Source organism: Mucilaginibacter sp. P4_G9, from assembly GCF_056400985.1.
This window is the reverse complement of sequence record NZ_JBFUKF010000080.1, coordinates 1-17224: the sequence shown is the minus strand read 5'-3', so window position 1 is coordinate 17224 and position 17224 is coordinate 1. Positions and strand designations below refer to the sequence as shown.

At 43.1% G+C, this 17224-nt stretch carries 11 protein-coding genes; 1 reads left to right on the top strand and 10 read right to left on the bottom strand.

Annotation, left to right across the window (positions count from 1 at the left end):
* The 4 genes from AC1DPZ_RS09585 to AC1DPZ_RS09570 form a co-directional block, all read right to left on the bottom strand.
* On the bottom strand, window positions 1-726 hold a 726-nt coding region (locus tag AC1DPZ_RS09585; protein WP_477402755.1), incomplete at its 3' end, for a carboxylesterase family protein.
* A 133-nt stretch (window positions 727-859) separates the two neighbouring features.
* On the bottom strand, window positions 860-1357 hold the full coding sequence (locus AC1DPZ_RS09580; RefSeq protein WP_477402754.1) for a nuclear transport factor 2 family protein: 498 nt from the start codon (window positions 1355-1357) through the stop codon (window positions 860-862).
* A gap of 89 nt (window positions 1358-1446) precedes the next feature.
* Window positions 1447-2025: a YceI family protein gene (locus AC1DPZ_RS09575; RefSeq protein ID WP_477402753.1), complete on the bottom strand. Its 579-nt coding sequence runs from the start codon at window positions 2023-2025 to the stop codon at window positions 1447-1449.
* A 174-nt stretch (window positions 2026-2199) separates the two neighbouring features.
* Window positions 2200-2784: a Crp/Fnr family transcriptional regulator gene (locus tag AC1DPZ_RS09570; protein WP_477402752.1), complete on the bottom strand. Its 585-nt coding sequence runs from the start codon at window positions 2782-2784 to the stop codon at window positions 2200-2202.
* Window positions 2785-3145: 361 nt separating this feature from the next.
* Here AC1DPZ_RS09570 and AC1DPZ_RS09565 point away from each other — a divergent pair, with 361 nt between their 5' ends.
* Window positions 3146-3727 (top strand): hypothetical protein, encoded by a 582-nt coding sequence (locus AC1DPZ_RS09565; protein ID WP_477402751.1) that lies wholly within the window; start codon window positions 3146-3148, stop codon window positions 3725-3727.
* Between the two features lie 484 nt (window positions 3728-4211).
* Here the strand turns inward: AC1DPZ_RS09565 and AC1DPZ_RS09560 are convergent, their stop codons facing one another.
* The 6 genes from AC1DPZ_RS09560 to AC1DPZ_RS09535 all read right to left on the bottom strand — a co-directional run bounded on the left by AC1DPZ_RS09560 (window position 4212) and on the right by AC1DPZ_RS09535 (window position 16612).
* Window positions 4212-6032, bottom strand: coding sequence for a glycoside hydrolase family 35 protein (locus AC1DPZ_RS09560; protein ID WP_477402750.1), 1821 nt, complete (start codon window positions 6030-6032; stop codon window positions 4212-4214).
* Between the two features lie 46 nt (window positions 6033-6078).
* The gene (locus AC1DPZ_RS09555) at window positions 6079-8511 is read right to left on the bottom strand and encodes a glycoside hydrolase family 2 TIM barrel-domain containing protein (protein WP_477402749.1); all 2433 of its coding nucleotides are present in this window, start codon (window positions 8509-8511) and stop codon (window positions 6079-6081) included.
* Window positions 8512-8529: 18 nt separating this feature from the next.
* A complete protein-coding gene (locus AC1DPZ_RS09550) occupies window positions 8530-10065 on the bottom strand; it encodes a glycoside hydrolase (protein ID WP_477402748.1) in 1536 nt (511 codons plus the stop codon).
* Between the two features lie 46 nt (window positions 10066-10111).
* Complete coding sequence (locus AC1DPZ_RS09545; protein WP_477402747.1) at window positions 10112-11611, bottom strand: RICIN domain-containing protein; 1500 nt, start codon at window positions 11609-11611, stop codon at window positions 10112-10114.
* 77 nt (window positions 11612-11688) lie between these two features.
* Window positions 11689-13389 (bottom strand): RagB/SusD family nutrient uptake outer membrane protein, encoded by a 1701-nt coding sequence (locus AC1DPZ_RS09540; protein WP_477402746.1) that lies wholly within the window; start codon window positions 13387-13389, stop codon window positions 11689-11691.
* A 13-nt stretch (window positions 13390-13402) separates the two neighbouring features.
* Entirely contained in the window at window positions 13403-16612 is a 3210-nt protein-coding gene (locus AC1DPZ_RS09535) for a SusC/RagA family TonB-linked outer membrane protein (RefSeq protein ID WP_477402745.1), read from the bottom strand.
* Window positions 16613-17224: the final 612 nt, after the last annotated feature.

The following is a 17224-nucleotide window of genomic DNA, read 5'->3' as shown; positions in this document are numbered from 1 at the left end:
GCTTTCGATAGAAGCCTTATTAAAATAAGGTGCTGCTGCCGGCATAGCATACAAACAGCTTGTTTTTGCACCGCCGCCTGATTCTCCCCAGATCATCACATTATCAGGGTCGCCCCCAAAAGCTGCAATGTTCTTTTTCACCCATTTTAAGCCGTCGACAATATCCAGAAGGCCATTATTACCAGAACCGGCATATTCCGGACCTGCAATATCTTCCAGATACAGAAAGGCCATCAGCCCTAACCGGTGGTTTGTTTCTACAACTACAACATCGAAGAATTTTGCCAGGTTTGTACCATCCTGACCAGGTGCCGCGCCGGAGCCGTTGGAAAAGCCGCCGCCATGGTTATAGACCATTACCGGTCGCCTTTTGCCGTCATTAGCTGGTGTCCAGATATTAAGAAATAAGCAGTCCTCCCGTGAGGACGGATTGAAAGTATCGCCCTGAATGGCGGGTGGTCCAAACTCCAACGCATCCCTGACACCCTGCCAGGGCTCCAGTTTTGCCGGTCTTTTAAACCGCCTGTCACCCGAGAGGCTTCCGGCGTAAGGAACACCTTTGAATAAACAAACCCCATCTTTTCTGATGCCCCTAAGCTTGCCCTCAGAAACTTCAGCTATTACGAAACCATCTTCAGCCTGAACTGAAGAACTGGCAAATTTAGGGAGAGTAATTGCAGCGGTAACAAGTGACAACTGCCCTAAGAATTTTCTTCTGCTTGACATATACATAACTTTGTATTAAATGGTATTTCAAGAAATGTTTGACATCAGTTCATTATTTGGCCTGATGTAAACGTTCTTCTCTATTTCGGTCACCCGGATCCGTCAGGATTTGAACCAGGAGAACAACGCTGTATTAATTCTTTGTTTTTTGCGCCCCATCCCAATGTTCTGCAAGCTTTCCGTTTTCAATCCGAAACATGTCACACCAGGTTGTGGTGTAGGTTTTCGTGCTGTCTGTTGGGTCTGGCAATTTCGCGGCAAAGCTTATCACGACCAGATCACCTTCCGCAACAATGGCAACCACCGGGGCTTTTATAGTATCCACAATTGGTTGAGGTTTCGCAAATTTTGAAAATAACTCAACAAATCCTTTTCGTCCGGTTGGAACATTTGGATTATGCTGCATATAGCTTTCGGCAAGATATTTATCTGCCAGCTCAAGATGCCCCGCTTCCAGCACTTCCCGCCAGCAATCATACACGAGCTTTTTATTAGTCGCAAGCTTAGGGTCGTTGCTTTGTAACAAGGATTTTTGATTTGCAAGAGGTATTACGGGTAACTGTGCAAAAGCCCGGTTGGTGATAAGGGTAGTTAAAACAACTGCAATGGCAGTGATGTATTTTTTCATCATATTATAGTTTAAGAAGAACGACAGGTTGGATTGAATAATTGGTATGCATCAATTATTCAATGCTGATGAAAGTTGCTTGATCGGAATTATCAATTGGCTTTTGCAAACTCGCCGTCAGCTTCAATTTCTACTTCGTCGCTTACGAGTATGACAGGAGTGCCTGAACCAATATTAAAGTCTGAACGCTTTAATGTACCCCGTAATTTAAAACCGGCATCGTTTTTCTTGCTATTTGGGTTCTCTTTTGTTCCGCGATACCAAAGATCCATCGTTACGGGTTTTGTAACACCATGCATGGTCAGGTTGCCGGTAAGCTTATACTTGTTCGTTCCGTCTGCCTTTATTGATGAACTTTTGAACGTGATAGCCGGGTATTTCGCAGCATCAAAAAAGTTAGCACTTCTCAGATCATTATCGCGCATTTCAACTTCCGTGTTGATTGACGACACATCTGCGGAAAGTTCAAAAACAGCATCGCTGAAATCGGGCTTCGTCGTAGTTATGGTCACATCAAATTTTTTGAACAAACCATCTACATCCGAAAGCAAATGATGGGTAACGGTAAACTTAAGTTTGGAATGCATTTTATCATTTTTCCATGTGGTCGTTTGGGCAAATAAAGACGTTTGTAGAAGCAGTGTAACTGCAAATAATAATAATTTCTTCATGTTTAATAATTGGTTTGAATTTAGTTAAATGAAAACTTGAGGGCGCCAAATTTTCATTCGAATGCTTAATTTGACGACAGGAACCTTCGGGATAAAAATAGAGCGGATTCCCATCCGATGTATTGATTTGAATCAAGAAATAATATTGATTCAAATCAATGAATCAATATTATTTTAGTCTTTTTTTACGAAGAGCTTTTTTCTCACACGGCTTAACGTTTCCGGTGTTAACCCCAGATAAGAGGCGACCATATGTTGCGGGACGCGCTGCATAATATCCGGATAAATACTTAGCAGTTTGGTGTATTTTTGTTCGGTTGATAGCGTGAACATATCTATCAACCTTTTCTGCAGCGCTATATATGCACCGCGATACTGAGCATAATTAAATTTGAAAAATTCGGGAATAGCAGTCTCCAGATATACGTGCGCAGCTTTGCTCATTAATATCAATTCAGTATCTTCTAATGCATCAATATTCAAATTAGATTTATCTTCAGTTATAAAACTGGATATATCAGAAATAAACCATCCCTCCGGCGCAAATTGAATAATTCGTTCGTTGTTTTTTTCATCAACAAGATAAGAGCGGAGCACGCCTTTATTAACAAATGCCACCGATTTGCAAATTTCTCCTTCCTGCAAAAAATATTGATGTTTTCTTAATTTCTTTATGGTAACATGCTGTCTGAAAATTGCTTTGTCAGCTTCTGTTAGTGTTATACCTTTTGATAGTTTATTGAAGAAATTATCGAGCATGTTATTTTAAAACGCTAATTTAACCTTTTTTGGGCTGATTATTTTCAGCTAATAATCAGAAGGATTTTCATTTATCCGCTTTGTCTTGAGAACCTTCGCAAATGCGGTTCTGCACAAGTCAATTCGTTCGCAAGTTTACCCGATCCATTGAGGTTGCTACATCCGATAAAAGCAAATAAATCATTCTTGTTTCATATTGGATATTCCGGGAAGGCTTGACCATCCATTCCGTGCGCTTTAGAGCAACGATTTGTTTTGGCGACAAGGAAAAATACATCTAATAGGCAGTTGGTTAACCTGGTCGAAGTGTTTCGGAATTACCTGTAAAGCATCTCCGGAATGAGATGTCAATGGTGCCGGAATGTCCACTATTGATAGTGATGTAACAGATATTAAATATGAAGTCGCGAACTACAGCCGTTTATCGGTGTTAACGTTTTATTCCTTTATTGAATGTTTGATTAACAATATCGGATTTGATTTTCTTTATCGCAACGAGAAAAATCTTTCAGCCGGTGAAATACTAACTTTAAAAGGGCTTAAGAAAAATGGTGGCTACATGAACTTAAAACACCAAATTGAAGCTTTACAAATGATTATCCGGCCGAATAAGAAACTTGCACTCAATGTGACGGATGATCAGCAGAGAAAGGAACCATTTGTATCATTCTTTGACCAATTTGAGGCACTAAGAAATGTCTCTGTACATTATTCGCCTATTAAGCATAGAATTTGGATGTCACCTGAAGATTGGATAGATAAATCCCGCAAATTTTGTGATGTTGCATTGCAGGTTGGCCTTGAAATATGGAAAGCATGTTATCCAGGCTCCGATAGGTCACTGTATATGGGAAAGCTCGATAAGAGAAAACAATTACAATTAGCTAACCGTCGTTTAAAGGCCGCATCAGAAATTACATACAATCATAACAGAAAAAAGTGAATCCTAAAAACTATAAATCCAAATCCACCATTAAGTGCAAATCAGAAAGGAAATAGTTCGAGATTTGTACAGTAGCCACCACACTTTCAAAAGCCTGTTTTCTAACGAAAACGGGCTTTTTTATGTTTCAAGGCGTATTTTGCGCTATCTCCTCTATATGCTCAATCAAAGTGATTAGCGATTTAACAAGTTTTTTTGTTGAACTAAAGGGGTTTTGCCGCAAAAACACCGAGGATTGTTTCACAAAGATCAGCCATTTTTCTCCGGTCCTAAGAGGGTGATGAGCAAACACTTCACTGATAGAGGGTGTTCTAAACGCCCCCTCTGAATAAACGAGATTATGTTTGAACACCCCCTTGCCGGTAGTTCTCTGCAATACTGTAACAGCCTTTGTTTTGGATATTTCCAAATGTTACTGGTCTAAGCTCTTTTTAGCAGACCCCAATTAGCTCGCACTATGTTGCAGCCAAAAATATTCTTTAGGTTACATTGTACTTAACACCGGCTTACTTAATCCGGTCAGGTTTCGCTCCCCTGGTTTAATTAACTCTAATACAACAATTTCGTTCGTTTGTTTAAGCCATTCGGCCGGTAAATAAACCGTTTGTTGCGGACCGACATTCCAGTACCTGCCTAAATTATGGCCATTTACCCATATTACGCCCTTGCCCCAATTGCTCATATCAAGGTAAGTGTCACCGATAGTATCCAGGTTAAACTGTCCTTTTTTAATAACCGGCGATTGTGTGTTTTCTGTTTGAATGCCAAATTTTACCGCGCTCAAATTGTTAAATGGCAGAGAATACGTTTTCCATTTCAGTAATTGATTACCGTCAAAAAGCACTTTTCCGGTAATACCTTTTTTGTTTTGCAACAGATATTTACCAAAGTTAATGCGCCCCAAATTCTCAACAAGTATATCAAGTGTTACTTTGCCTGCCGGTAAAATAAGCTGTAAACTATCTTGTCTTAGCCGGCGGTCAAGGGTCCCTATTCTTTTCCCATTTACCATTACTACCGCATAATCTCTTAATCCATCAAGCTTGATAAAACCACTTTTGCCTCCTTTAATTGTGGTGCGATACAAAACAAAACCATAGTCCTGGTGCAGGTCTTCAAAAGTAAGCGGGTTTAAGCTCTCCTTAGGTATTGGTAATGTATTCAATAAACTTACAGTTTGTTTAAGCTGAATTGATTTTATGCTGATGACAGGTTTAGCCGCTGGAACCGGGGGCAATTGTACGCCGGCAGGCAAATGCTTTGCAATCACATTCCGGAAACCCATAAATTTTTCGGTAGCATTGCCAGCTTCATCTAACGGGGCATCATAATCATAACTGCTGATCTGCGGCTCGTAGGGGTCTTTATCGCTATAATTGGCCCCGTTCATAAAACCACGGGTTGTGCCGCCATGAAACATGTACATATTAATGGAGATGCCGGCATTTAGTACAGAATCAAGTTTCGGCAAATACTTTTCGGCAGGGACAGTATGGTGTTGAGTTCCCCACCAGTCAAACCAGGCCGGGTACCATTCGGCAATAAAGAACGGGCCTTTTCCGTCATGGTTTTCCTTTATCAGTTGTTTTACTTTGGCCACATCATCCACGCCGTTAATGGCTGGCAATAGCCCGGGCAGGTGCCCGTCTTTAATGGCAGGTTCGGGGTCGCATGTATACAGTTGACCGTCAAAGCCTGCATCAATGAACATTTTACGATTAAGGGCGAGGTAATTCTTATCACTTCCGTATGATCCGTACTCGTTTTCAATCTGAACCATTAAAATATTACCACCCTGGTTTACCTGTAATGGTGCCAACTGTTTACCTACCTGCATAATATACTTACGATAGGCCTCCAGATATTTTGGCTCCGTACTACGCACTTGCAGGTCTTTTTCGTTTTCCAGCCAGTATGGGTAACCACCAAATTCCCATTCGGCGCAAACATAGGGACTTGGGCGTAATATTACCCAAAGGCCTTCCTCCCGGGCTGTTTTAACAAACGCGGCTATATCATTATTACCGGTAAAATCATAATGACCTTTTTGCGGCTCATGAACATTCCAGAAAACATAGGTACCAATAGTATTAAGTCCCATAGCCTTAGCCATTTTCATGCGCTGGCGCCAGGCTTCACGCGGTACACGGGTGTAGTGCATTTCGCCGGATATGATCTGCAGCGGCTTCCCGTCAAGTATAAATGCGGTATCGCTAAGGGAGAAAGTGTGTTTGGCATTCTGGGCTTGCAACTGAGTCGACGCTAACAGGGCAACAAACAGGAACAATAGTTTTATTAGTTTCATAAATTAAAATACAGGTGTTAAATTTTTATAAGGGATTATGTAAGGGCTATTTTACGGTTAATGTTATGGTTGATGATTTGAGGCTACCGGTGCTGAACTGCACTTTCACGTTTCCCGGTTTACCCGTAGTTTGTATATAAGCTAACAAACGCCCGCGCAACGCTTTTCGCTGACTGGCCTGGTAGCTTTCATGACTGCTGTTGCTTCCATTTTCCAATCCCAATAATTTAGCCGGGCCAATAATTGATACAGTTACCTCATCATCGGCGGCAAATACAGGGTTGCCATTTTTATCAGTTATGTATACTTCAAGCTGGCTTAAACCTTTTACTCTGCTGGCAAATACGGTATTATCAGCTATAGCTTTAAGCTGGTAAGCCTCGCCGGCTGTTTTTATGGTATTGGTGCATACTTCAATGCCGTTGTTATATCCTTTAACTAAAAGCTCACCTGGCTGATAGTCTACCGACCATGAAGGTACCTGTCCCTTTGCCGCACTCCGCGATTGTTTACCCAAGGATCGGCCATTCAGAAACAGCTCTACTTCCTGGCAGTTGGTAAAGCAATCAATTTTTATTTTACTACCTGGCTGCCAGTTCCAAACCGGCTCGGCCGTACGGTGACTCCAGATGCCCTTACCATCGGTGCTGGTAATTTCACGTGTGCCGATGTAGGCCATCGGCTTAGCAGCCCAAAGGCTTTGCCTGAAAAAATACTCGGGCTTTTTAAAGCCGGCCAGATCAATAAGGCCGGCGCCATTACTGCGCTGCGGCCATTTGCCGGCTTCACCAAGGTAATCAATTCCTGTCCAAAGGTATTGGGCCGAGATATATTCATTACTGTCAACAGCGTTCCAGGCCTGTTGCTGCATACCGTTCTCGCTGCCGTAAATGATGCGGCCGGGATATTTTTTATGATCATCCGGATAGCGGTATTCCTGGTAATTATAGCCCACAACGTCCAATACATCCGGGAAACCAACCTCGTTCGACATTACTACACCTGCCAATGCAGCAGTTACCGGGCGGGTTTCATCAACACCCTTTACGGCTTTAACCAGTTGCTTAGCTATCGTAGTAAGCCCGCTGGCGGCAGGATGGTCTGCCAGGTACCCTTTCCCATAGATCTGCGGATTGCGGCCGGTGTTTAATACTTCATGCGTATAAGGGTCATTAGGATAATCAATTTCGTTACCAATACTCCACATAATAATGGAGGGATGGTTACGTGCCCTCAGCACCATATCGCGGATATCGCGATCGGCCCATTCTTTAAAATATTCATGATAACCATTCTTTGAAGGGGTGCCTGCATTCCAGCCGGATACCCATTTATTTTTGCCTATTTCCCATTCATCAAAGGCCTCATCCATTACCAAAAAACCCATTTTATCGCACAGTTCATATAAATAATCAGCATGGGGATTATGACTCAATCTAAGTGAATTAACACCGGCATCTTTCAATATCCTAAGGCGGCGTACCCAAACTTCCTGCGGGACAGCCACACCCAACGCACCCGCGTCATCATGGATACATACCCCCTTTAGCTTAGTACTTTGCTCATTTAAAAAGAAGCCTTTATCTTTATCAAAACGGATACTACGAATGCCTACATTCTGTGTTACCTCATCAATGGAATTGCCATTGCGGCTAAGCGACACACGGAGTTTATACAGGTGAGGATTTTCGGTGTCCCACAATTCTGGACCAGCTATTTTTTGCCCGAACTCCACCTCCTGTTTTCCGGCTTTTACTCTAAGCTGTTTTTGTACAGATGCAACCGCTTTATACTTGTCGTTAAACAGGTTCACCTTTACAGTCACATTTGCATCACCTACAGTGTTGTTGGTAATATTTACTTTAACCTTTATGGTAGCCTGATTTGCCGAAACCGTTGGTGTAGAAAATGCCACATCCCATGGGTCAACATGTACCTTATTTTTAACAATAAGATAAACATTCCGGTAAATGCCCGAGCCGGTATACCATCTTGAGTCGGCAAATTCGCTGTGATCAACCTTAACGGTTACCGTGTTTTTGCCATTTAAATTTAAATAAGGGCTAAGCTCATATTTAAAGGGAATAAAACCATTAGGACGCTTGYCCAGGTAATGGCCGTTTATCCACACCTCGCTATTCTTATACACCCCATCAAAATAAATATATACCTGCCTGCCCTGCCAGCTGCTATTGGCAGTAAAACTTTTTTTATACCAGCCTATGCCGCCGGGTAAGTAGCCGGTGGCACTTGCCCATTCATCACTAAATGGCCCTTCGATACTCCAGTCATGGGGTAAGTCAATTGTTTTCCATTGGGTTTCGGTGGCAAGGCCATTAATCCCTGTATTGATGTCGCCTTTGTGAAAGTTCCAGGCAGAATTAAATAACACAGGCTTGCCTATATCCTGGGCTCTGAGTATGAACGGGAGAAACAATATCCCGGTAAAAAAAAGAAACAGATAGATTTTATTTTTCATTTCAGATAGAATAACATTTTATTCGATAACACCGGTTAACGTTATAATAGAGCGGGCCGGTATTATATTCTTAGTTCCTATTATTTTACCGGCTTTGAGTTCATCTGCCTGCGACGTTATGTATGAGGACGTAAATTGAACCCTGGCATTGTTTGTGTTAAACCCGGCAATTACATTATCCGCGGTAGGGTTGATAATAACTACAGTTAAATTCTTCCCCTTTTTATATGCGGAAACAAGCAAGGGGCTATCCCCCGCGGCGGCAACTTTGGCATCAAGCCTTACAGAACCGGGGGGTATAAATCTGCTGTAATTCCCCATGGCCCAAAGCATTTTACTGGGGTAAAAATTACCATCGGTTTTATTTTTGTCTATATAGATGAGGCCATCCTTATAGTCATAAGCCGAAATAGCTGTCCACCACTGCCAGGCCGATGCGTTTGCGGCGGTTAGGTCGGTATGGATCACCGAGGCTAAGTACAGTGCAGCGTTAATACCCAGATCGCGTTTATTACCGTCTATCTCACCTGCATTATCGCCTAATATACAATATTCCGATTGCCAGAAATTAAGCCCCTTTATAGTGGCTATACTATCTGCGAGCGCCTTACGGGCTTTTACTGCTGATACCATTGGAGATGTGGTAAAGTAGCTGTGCGCCGCAATTGTTTTGCTCACAGCCGGCAGGTTGCCGATGTAGTTTGCTGACCCAGGTCTGAAAAAATCATTTACCTGGTGCCCTTTCCCCGGCTTATCACCTGCGGTAAACAAATAGTTAATGCTCCCTGCCTCACCGATAAGAATTTTTGAACTGATATTATTTTTCACAAACTCTTTACTGATTGACTTTACCAGGCCCGCTATCTCCATGTTGTTATAGGGGCATCCTTCCTGTCCGCCGTCACTCCAGTCCCATTGGGGCTCATTAACCGGGCTTATATAATCAAATTCAACTTTGCTTACCTGCTCCACTCCTTTTACCACCTTTGCCAGGTATGCCGCAAAGGCATCATATTTGGCAGCGGCAATATTTACTTTACCACCGCTTGCATAAGCTTTACCATTGATGGTAAACTGCACCGGCGGGCTATTATTAAAGCCCAGGAACTGATTTACCCCCCGCTTTTTGGCTGCCTTTAAAAACCATATCTGCCCGGCCTGGTTTTGCCAGTTGTAGCTGCCATCGTTGTTTAAAAATGATTCGGCACGGCGCCATTCGTCTTTAATACCGCTTTTATCTGCCTGTTGGGTGCTGCCTCCGCCAATATTAAACCGCCACAACGACAGCCCTATACCTTTGGGTGACCCATCGGCGTATGTTTCACGGCTAAAAAGCAGGTCGGCAATTTTGTTTCGTTTATCATCGGGCCAATTGCCTACAAACTGGCATGACCATGCATCAGAAGCACCAAAGTTATTGATGGTTTGGTACGTTTTTGAAACATTGATATTTACCGTAACCTCCTTAACCTGGCCGTTTGCAAAATGAGCAGTTAGCCCTAAAGCTATGACAGCCGGGAGGATTTTTTTTATAGTGGATCTTAGTATCATCATATTTAAATAAAACAGTGCGCTGCCGCACTGTTTTATTGCAAAATTATTATTGTTGTACAATTTGCCATTGCTGATTGTTGCCACCATTCCATGGCCATTGAATTATGCCTGCACCATTGGCTACGGAGCCACCATTAACATCAAGCGCCTGGCTGCTGTTACGGTTAATAGCCTTGTATATACCATCGCCGGTTGCGGTAAGCTGCCACTGCTGGTTGTTGCCGCCATTCCATGGCCATTGTATTATACCCGCTCCATTGGCTGTTGAACCGGCGTTAACATCAAGCGCCAGGCTACTGTTACGGTTGGTTATTTTGTAATAGCCGCCGCCATTATTCGTAATTTGCCATTGCTGATTATTGCCGCCATTTTGCGGCCATTGTATGATGCCTGCCCCATTGGCTGTTGAACCGCCGTTAACATCAAGCGCCAGGCCGCTGTTTAAATTTAAAAACCGGTAGTATGCACCTGTATAAAAGGTATCGGTACCTCCGGCGCCCACACCCCAGCTGTATTTGATACGGCTTAAGCCTGATGCATTTGTGGTGGATACGGTTAAACTTGTGCCGGTACCATTCAGCTGCTGGATACTGTAACTGTCACCGGTACGAATACCCGGCCAGTAAACAGCTCCCATTCCAAAGGAGCGCACCTGGTTGGTGAGGCCCTGCAGATAAGCTATCTCCACGTCTCCGCCAATTGCACTGGTGTAATTTTTTCCACCAGTCATAGGTACGCCAAATTCAGTTAATACCGCACGGCTGCTGTAGCTGCCTATATTACCTTTCAACCTGTTTTCCCATTGTAACGCGGTAGTATTGGTACCGTTGCTAAAGAAAGTATAATCATGTATGGATAAAAGGCAACCAGAAAAACGGCTGTCGGCACCTACACCTGTAATATCCTGCGAATAAGAAGTACCGCTGATCAGGATCCGGCCCTGGGGTATTGAAGGGTAGTTGCTTAACCATTGGGCGCAAATTGTAGTCCAGTCGGTTAAAGAATAACCATGAGGTTCGTTAAAAACCTCAAAATATACATGTGCGTTACCGCCGTATTTGGTAACAATGGTTTGCCACATCGACCAAAACTCTGTAGTGTTATCAATCTTCCCATCTTCGGACGATTTGGCTTCCCAGTACCCTAATATGACGTTCATCCCTTTGTTCAGGGCTTTATCGATAACCCCTGTATAGGAGTTCCACCAGGCTTGTGATACGGTTGAATAATTAACCGGCAACCTTACCGTATTGGCCCCGGTATTGGTTTGAATGCCGGATAATACTGCATCAGCCTTGGCCGATACTGTAGCATAACTGTCTGACGAAGTGAGCCCGCTCAACACCAGGATCCCATCGCTGAAGTTATCGCCATCTGCCGCCCAGTTAACACCTTTAAGCGCGCTTGCCGGTGTTGAGTCTGTTTTAATTGTTTTTTCTCCGGTTTTTACTTCAACTGTTGATGATTGCTTTACCGCGATCATGTCCTTTTTACAGCCTGCCACCACACAACATCCCATCAATAATAAAATACGTAGGTTCTTCATAATTTGTGTTATAGGTTAGTATTTGGTTAAAAAAAGGGGGAAAGAACAAGAAGTTCCTTCCCCCGGTATAATTACTATTAATAGCCGGCGTTTTGCTGCAACTGACCACCTGATGCCTGAATTTCGGCTCGTGGTATTGGCAGCCAGTAATGTTTGGCTGCAAAGGAACGGCCATCCAACGCTACTTTAGGTGTGTAAACAAAGCTGCCATTGGCGTTTTTGGTTATGATAACCCCGGCGGCCGGCTTGTTTTCTGTAACGTCGGCAATCTTCCAGCGGCGAACGTCATAAAAACGATGCTCTTCAAAAGCCAGCTCTACACGGCGCTCATAGCGCACCGCATCGCGCATTTGCGATTGTGACAGGCCTGGGGCCAAATCTGGCATGTTAATACCTGGACGCGACCTGATCTGGTTAATGGCTGCGCGTGCAGATATGGTTGAACCTGCAGGGATAACATCCGGGCCATACGCCTCGTTCGCAGCTTCAGCAAAGTTCAACAGGATTTCGGCATAACGGAAATAGATCCATGGCTGAAAACCGGCATTACCCCACGGGTTTTGAAGCGGGTATGCATCGTTCATGAATTTCTTTAGATAATAACCTGTTTTAGTGGTATTCCAGTTATCAGGTCCATCCTTACTGTCCTTGCCGCCCGGAACAAAAGCGTCTATCGTTTGCCCCCTGTAAGTAGCCCCATTGTAAAGCACGGTCGCCGCAAATCTTGGGTCGCGGTTTACATATGGATGAGTAGGATCATAACCAGATGTGGGATCAGTGATGGCTTTACCGTCCATCATTTCATAATCATCAACCAGGTTTTGCAGCGGGGTATTACCAGCCCAGCCGCCATAACCGTTTGGACCGTTGGCAATTTCCAGGTGGGTATGGTTAGCGTTTTTGGTGTATAAACGTGCAAAAATGGTTTCGTTGGTTTCATTTGTTAAAAAGAGGTTATTATACCCTCCGGCATATATCCCATATTTATTAAGACTGATAACCGCCTGTGCTGCGGTAACAGCATTAGTCCAGCTGCCTGCATTATACAAAGGACTTGCAGCATAAAGCAACAACCTTGATTTTAAAGCCAATGCAGCGCCCCTGGTAGCACGCCCCCAAACCCAGCTGCCGTCATTATCTAAAGGGAGTTTTGAAGCAGCATCATCAAGCTGGGCCACAGCGTAATCAATACTTTCTTTAATGCTGGCCCTTTTAAACAGTGCCGGATCCTGCAAATTATCAGTAAGATTAGTCACTTTATCGCTCATTAAAACAACGCCGCCATAATTGCGGATCAGGTCCTGGTAGCGGAACGCCCTTATAAATTTCAGTTCGCCTTCAATACGCGTTTTGTGCCCTGTACTAAAAGGCAGGTTTGGCAAAAGACTTAAAGCGTAATTACATTCCCTGATACTCCTGTAGCTACGGCCCCAAAGTACACCGGCGCCGCCTAAATTTTCAGGAGCCAGCTGCCCTCTTTGCACAAGCCAGGTTGCATCATCATTGTTATAGATCGATTCGTCGGTAAGGGAGCTCCACATACTATATTCAAAACCGCGGCCAAAACCTGGGTTTGAGCCATCACCCTCTTTATCTTGTAACTTGGCTCCTATATAACGGTTGGTTACAAAGGCCTCAAAAACAGCCGTGTCTGCCTCAATGGCCGAAGTAGCTATCCTATCCGTAGGCTGTACATCTAAAAGATTTTTTTTACATGCTGTAATACTCAGCATACCGCCCATAATAAAATATAGCGGGGTTTTATATTGTAGTTTCATTATCGTCTTCTGATTAAAATTTCACGTTAACACCTAAGTTTAAAATTCTTTGCTGCGGATAAAACTGGCCGCTGCCACTTGTTCCTTCCGGATCGTAGTCCTTCACCTTGGTAATGGTAAACAGGTTGAATGCGCTTGCATATACCCTTAAGCCACCGATTTTAATTTTTGAAAGGAACGGCGCATTGAAATTGTAGCCCAACTGCACATTCTTTAACCTGAAGAACGATGCATCATTGAGCCAGAAAGTGCTATTATATTGTCCGCCGCTTATAGCATTAGATGCCCGGTCGGTTACCCTCGGATAAGTTCCATTGGTATTTGACGGGCTGAACCTATTATCTGCCCAGCTGCTGTAAAAATTACCTACACTACCCGCTTCTGGTAAAACATACTGGCTAACCTGAGCCTGTCCTGAAAACAATACTGATAAGTCGAATCTTTTGTAGGCTGCGTTAACCGTAAAGCCGTAAGTAATTTGCGGGATATTGCCATACTTGGTGCGTGTTTGGTCATCAGCTGTTATTTTACCATCGCCTTTACCATCGATACCATAATCCAGATATTTTAAATCGCCAACTTTAGCACCTGTTACGTGCGGGTAGCTGTCAAGCTCCTGTTGGGTACGGAATATGCCAATGCTATTGTAAAGCAGGCTGGTACCTAAAGGTAAACCGGTTTGGCGCTGATAGGCTAAAGTACCGCTGGCTTCATCAATAAAAATTATCTTACTCTTGGCATAGGTCATATTGCCGCTTACACCCCAGCTAAATTCATTGCTGGTATGGTTGTATCCCAAAGTTACCTCAAAACCCTGGCTGTTAACTTTACCTATATTTTCAGATGGTACCAAAGGGTTGTAAGTAGCAGATCCATCATTATAAGGGTTTACAATACCCGAAGAACCGGGCAATGAAGCATTACGGGCAGTAAGAATATCAGACCTTTTTTGTTTAAAATAGATGGCCTCTAACGTAAAATCATGCAGGAAAGTAGCGTTTATGCCTATATCAAGCTTTTTGGCTACTTCCCAGGTTATATTGGGGTTTGCCAGCTTTACCAGGTTAACGTTTGGCTGAATAGTATTTGTATTGGTCGAGGGATCGCCGGCAACAAAGCCATTGTTAACCAAAACATAATTATCAAAATACTGAAAACCGTTCACGTTATCATTACCTAATGAACCGTACGAAGCCCTTAACTTCAGATCATTAAAAAAACCAACACTGTTTTTAAACCAGTCTTCCTTTGAGATCCTCCAACCAACAGAAGCTGATGGAAAATATCCCCATTGCTTCCCACTTGGGAAGATAGAGCTGCCGTCCGCGCGGAACTGGCCTTCAAATAAATACTTTTCGTCATAGGCATAAGCTAAACGGCTAATAACACTACGGCGGTTGTAGTTTGAGCTGTAGCCAGAGTTAAGATAGTCTGTAGCTGCGCCACCACCTTGTGACAGCTCTGGTAATTGTGATGATAAATAGTTAAAGCGGGTAGCATCAAAATACTCCAGGTGATTTTTGCTTTGCTCATAACCAACAAACGCGTTGATGTCATGCAGCCCAAAATTCCGTACAAAGTTAAGCTTGATGTTTGAGGTGATGAGCGATTGGTTATTCTGTGATTCGAACAGCGTAGCCTTATTGTTGTTGCCGCCGACTATAACTTTATTATAATTATTTGTGGTTTGATCATAGCTATATAAAATGTACGGCTTGCTAAAGTTTTTATCAAAAGTATTTGATTTATCTACCGAAAAGAATCCATCGAGTGATAAACCTTCAATACCAGGTATAGCATAACTGCCCTTTAAAATAGCGTTTAAAACCTGTGTCGGGTTATTATTTGTTCCGCCAATGTCAGTTACCTGTACAGCAGGGTTGTTGTTTTCGATACCCGTTGTTGGCAAGCCGTTTGGATAATAYGCTCCAACTATAGGTTTTGCCCTGTATACAGAACGAAAGATATTGCCTGCACCAACCACAGGGAACGCCCGGTCTTCTTCGCGACCAGAGAGTGATAAACCAACTTTTAACCGTTTGGTAACGTTGGCATCAATATTTGAGCGGAAGTTATATTGGTGATATTTGGTAGCGCCGTTTTTATATAAACCATCCTGGTAAATGGTACCAAGGGATACAAAGTATTTCACGTCATCGCTTCCACCAGCTACAGACAAACTATGTTGATTTTGCAGGGCAGTACTCTTAAGCGTTTGTTTTTCCCAATCGGTGTTTGGATAGTTAAGCGGGTCAGATCCGTCTTTGAATTTTTGGATCTGAGCGGCGGTGTAAGATTGGTTTAAGCCACCGGCAGGGTTCGAGTCATAGTTGATCTCGTTCATGATTTGGGCATAAGTTGCCGCATCCGCCATTTTAGGCAGGCGGGTAGGTGAACTAAAGCCCTGGTTAAAGCTGTAATTAATGGTTGGCTTACCGGTTTTACCTCTTTTGGTAGTAACCAAAATAACGCCATTGGCCGCCCTGTTACCATATATGGCTGCCGATGCATCCTTTAGTACCGACATGCTTTCGATATCATTAGGATCAAGCCTTTCCAAACCACCTATCTGACCGGGTACACCATCAACTACAACAAGTACATCATTTTTACCGGTAGTTGCTAAGCCACGAATGGTGATGTTTGAGCCATCATAGCCAGGCTCACCGCTGCGGTTATTGACAATAACGCCGGAAAACCTGCCCGCAAGCGCATTTGAAAGATTGGGTTGGGGGCTTTTAACCAACTCGGACCCTTTAACTTGTGATATTGAACCTGTAAGGGTGGCTTTTTTCTGTGAGCCGTAGCCTACAACTACAATCTCGTTCAAAGATTTGGAATCCCCAACCAACTGCACATTGATGCCTGATTTCCCGTTTACCGCGATTTCCTGCGACATATAGCCTATAGAACTGAATACAAGATAAGCATTTTGATCCTTCACAGTTATGGAATATTTACCGTTACTATCAGATACCGTACCTTGTGTAGTTCCCTTAACAAGAATAGTGACCCCGGGAAGTGGCAATCCTTTTTCATCTGTTACCACACCCGTTATGGTCAGGTCCGCGTTTTTCAGCCTTTCAGCTGTTATTGCATGCCCCAGGCTCTTCGCATGCCCGCCCAGTGGGGATAAAAAGGCAACAGCACCAACAAGCAGTATACTTAAAGTTCTTCCTGCGTTTCCATGCGGTGAAAATTCCTTCAGTAAATTTTTTCTCATGTTTTAAAATTTTAGGGTTAATTATTGATTAAAAAAACACGTGCAATTTGTTCAGCCGCCAATGGTTTATCACCTGGCTGGCTATAGATCAAATAATAAATAAAGCACGCAGAATTTGGTTTATGGCAGCTAAGGTCGATCAAATCCATATAACCGACGGGTGGTTAATCGTCAAAAAAAAAGGGGTAAAAAGATATTTTAGCTATAAAAACGACAAAAAAATCAGCTTTGCTCCGTTCGGTAAATGAATATTAAATGAATTCCTGATGAGTTCAGAAAAGAATTGGTTGTCTGCAGGAACATACTGACGGGATCAACAAGACTGTTTCAAGGGTATTCTTCATTTACCAACGATAACCTTTTTAAATACCAGGTCATTTTCGTATCATGAAACACACACTATTAGAAAATGCCTGCCGCCAAAGGGTACCTGTAACGTCACAGGTGAACCATATGCCGAAAGTATTAGTAACCGAAAGTCTTAGAGGTTGTTTAAAAATAAACGCGTCATTACTGTTTTTTCCAATTTTCTAAGTGCCGTTAAACTATAGGTTTTTGATTTATATCTTTTGTGGTTCTTAAATTGAGGCTAAAATTTGCCGGATTTGTGAG

Excerpts from the sequence above, each read along its gene's own strand:
- AC1DPZ_RS09570 (WP_477402752.1), bottom strand. The coding sequence starts at position 2,784 with ATGCTCGATAATTTCTTCAATAAACTATCAAAAGGTATAACACTAACA.
- AC1DPZ_RS09565 (WP_477402751.1), top strand. The coding sequence starts at position 3,146 with ATGTCCACTATTGATAGTGATGTAACAGATATTAAATATGAAGTCGCG.
- AC1DPZ_RS09545 (WP_477402747.1), bottom strand. The coding sequence starts at position 11,611 with ATGAAGAACCTACGTATTTTATTATTGATGGGATGTTGTGTGGTGGCA.
- AC1DPZ_RS09540 (WP_477402746.1), bottom strand. The coding sequence starts at position 13,389 with ATGAAACTACAATATAAAACCCCGCTATATTTTATTATGGGCGGTATG.
- AC1DPZ_RS09550 (WP_477402748.1), bottom strand. The coding sequence starts at position 10,065 with ATGATGATACTAAGATCCACTATAAAAAAAATCCTCCCGGCTGTCATA.
- AC1DPZ_RS09575 (WP_477402753.1), bottom strand. The coding sequence starts at position 2,025 with ATGAAGAAATTATTATTATTTGCAGTTACACTGCTTCTACAAACGTCT.
- AC1DPZ_RS09560 (WP_477402750.1), bottom strand. The coding sequence starts at position 6,032 with ATGAAACTAATAAAACTATTGTTCCTGTTTGTTGCCCTGTTAGCGTCG.
- AC1DPZ_RS09580 (WP_477402754.1), bottom strand. The coding sequence starts at position 1,357 with ATGATGAAAAAATACATCACTGCCATTGCAGTTGTTTTAACTACCCTT.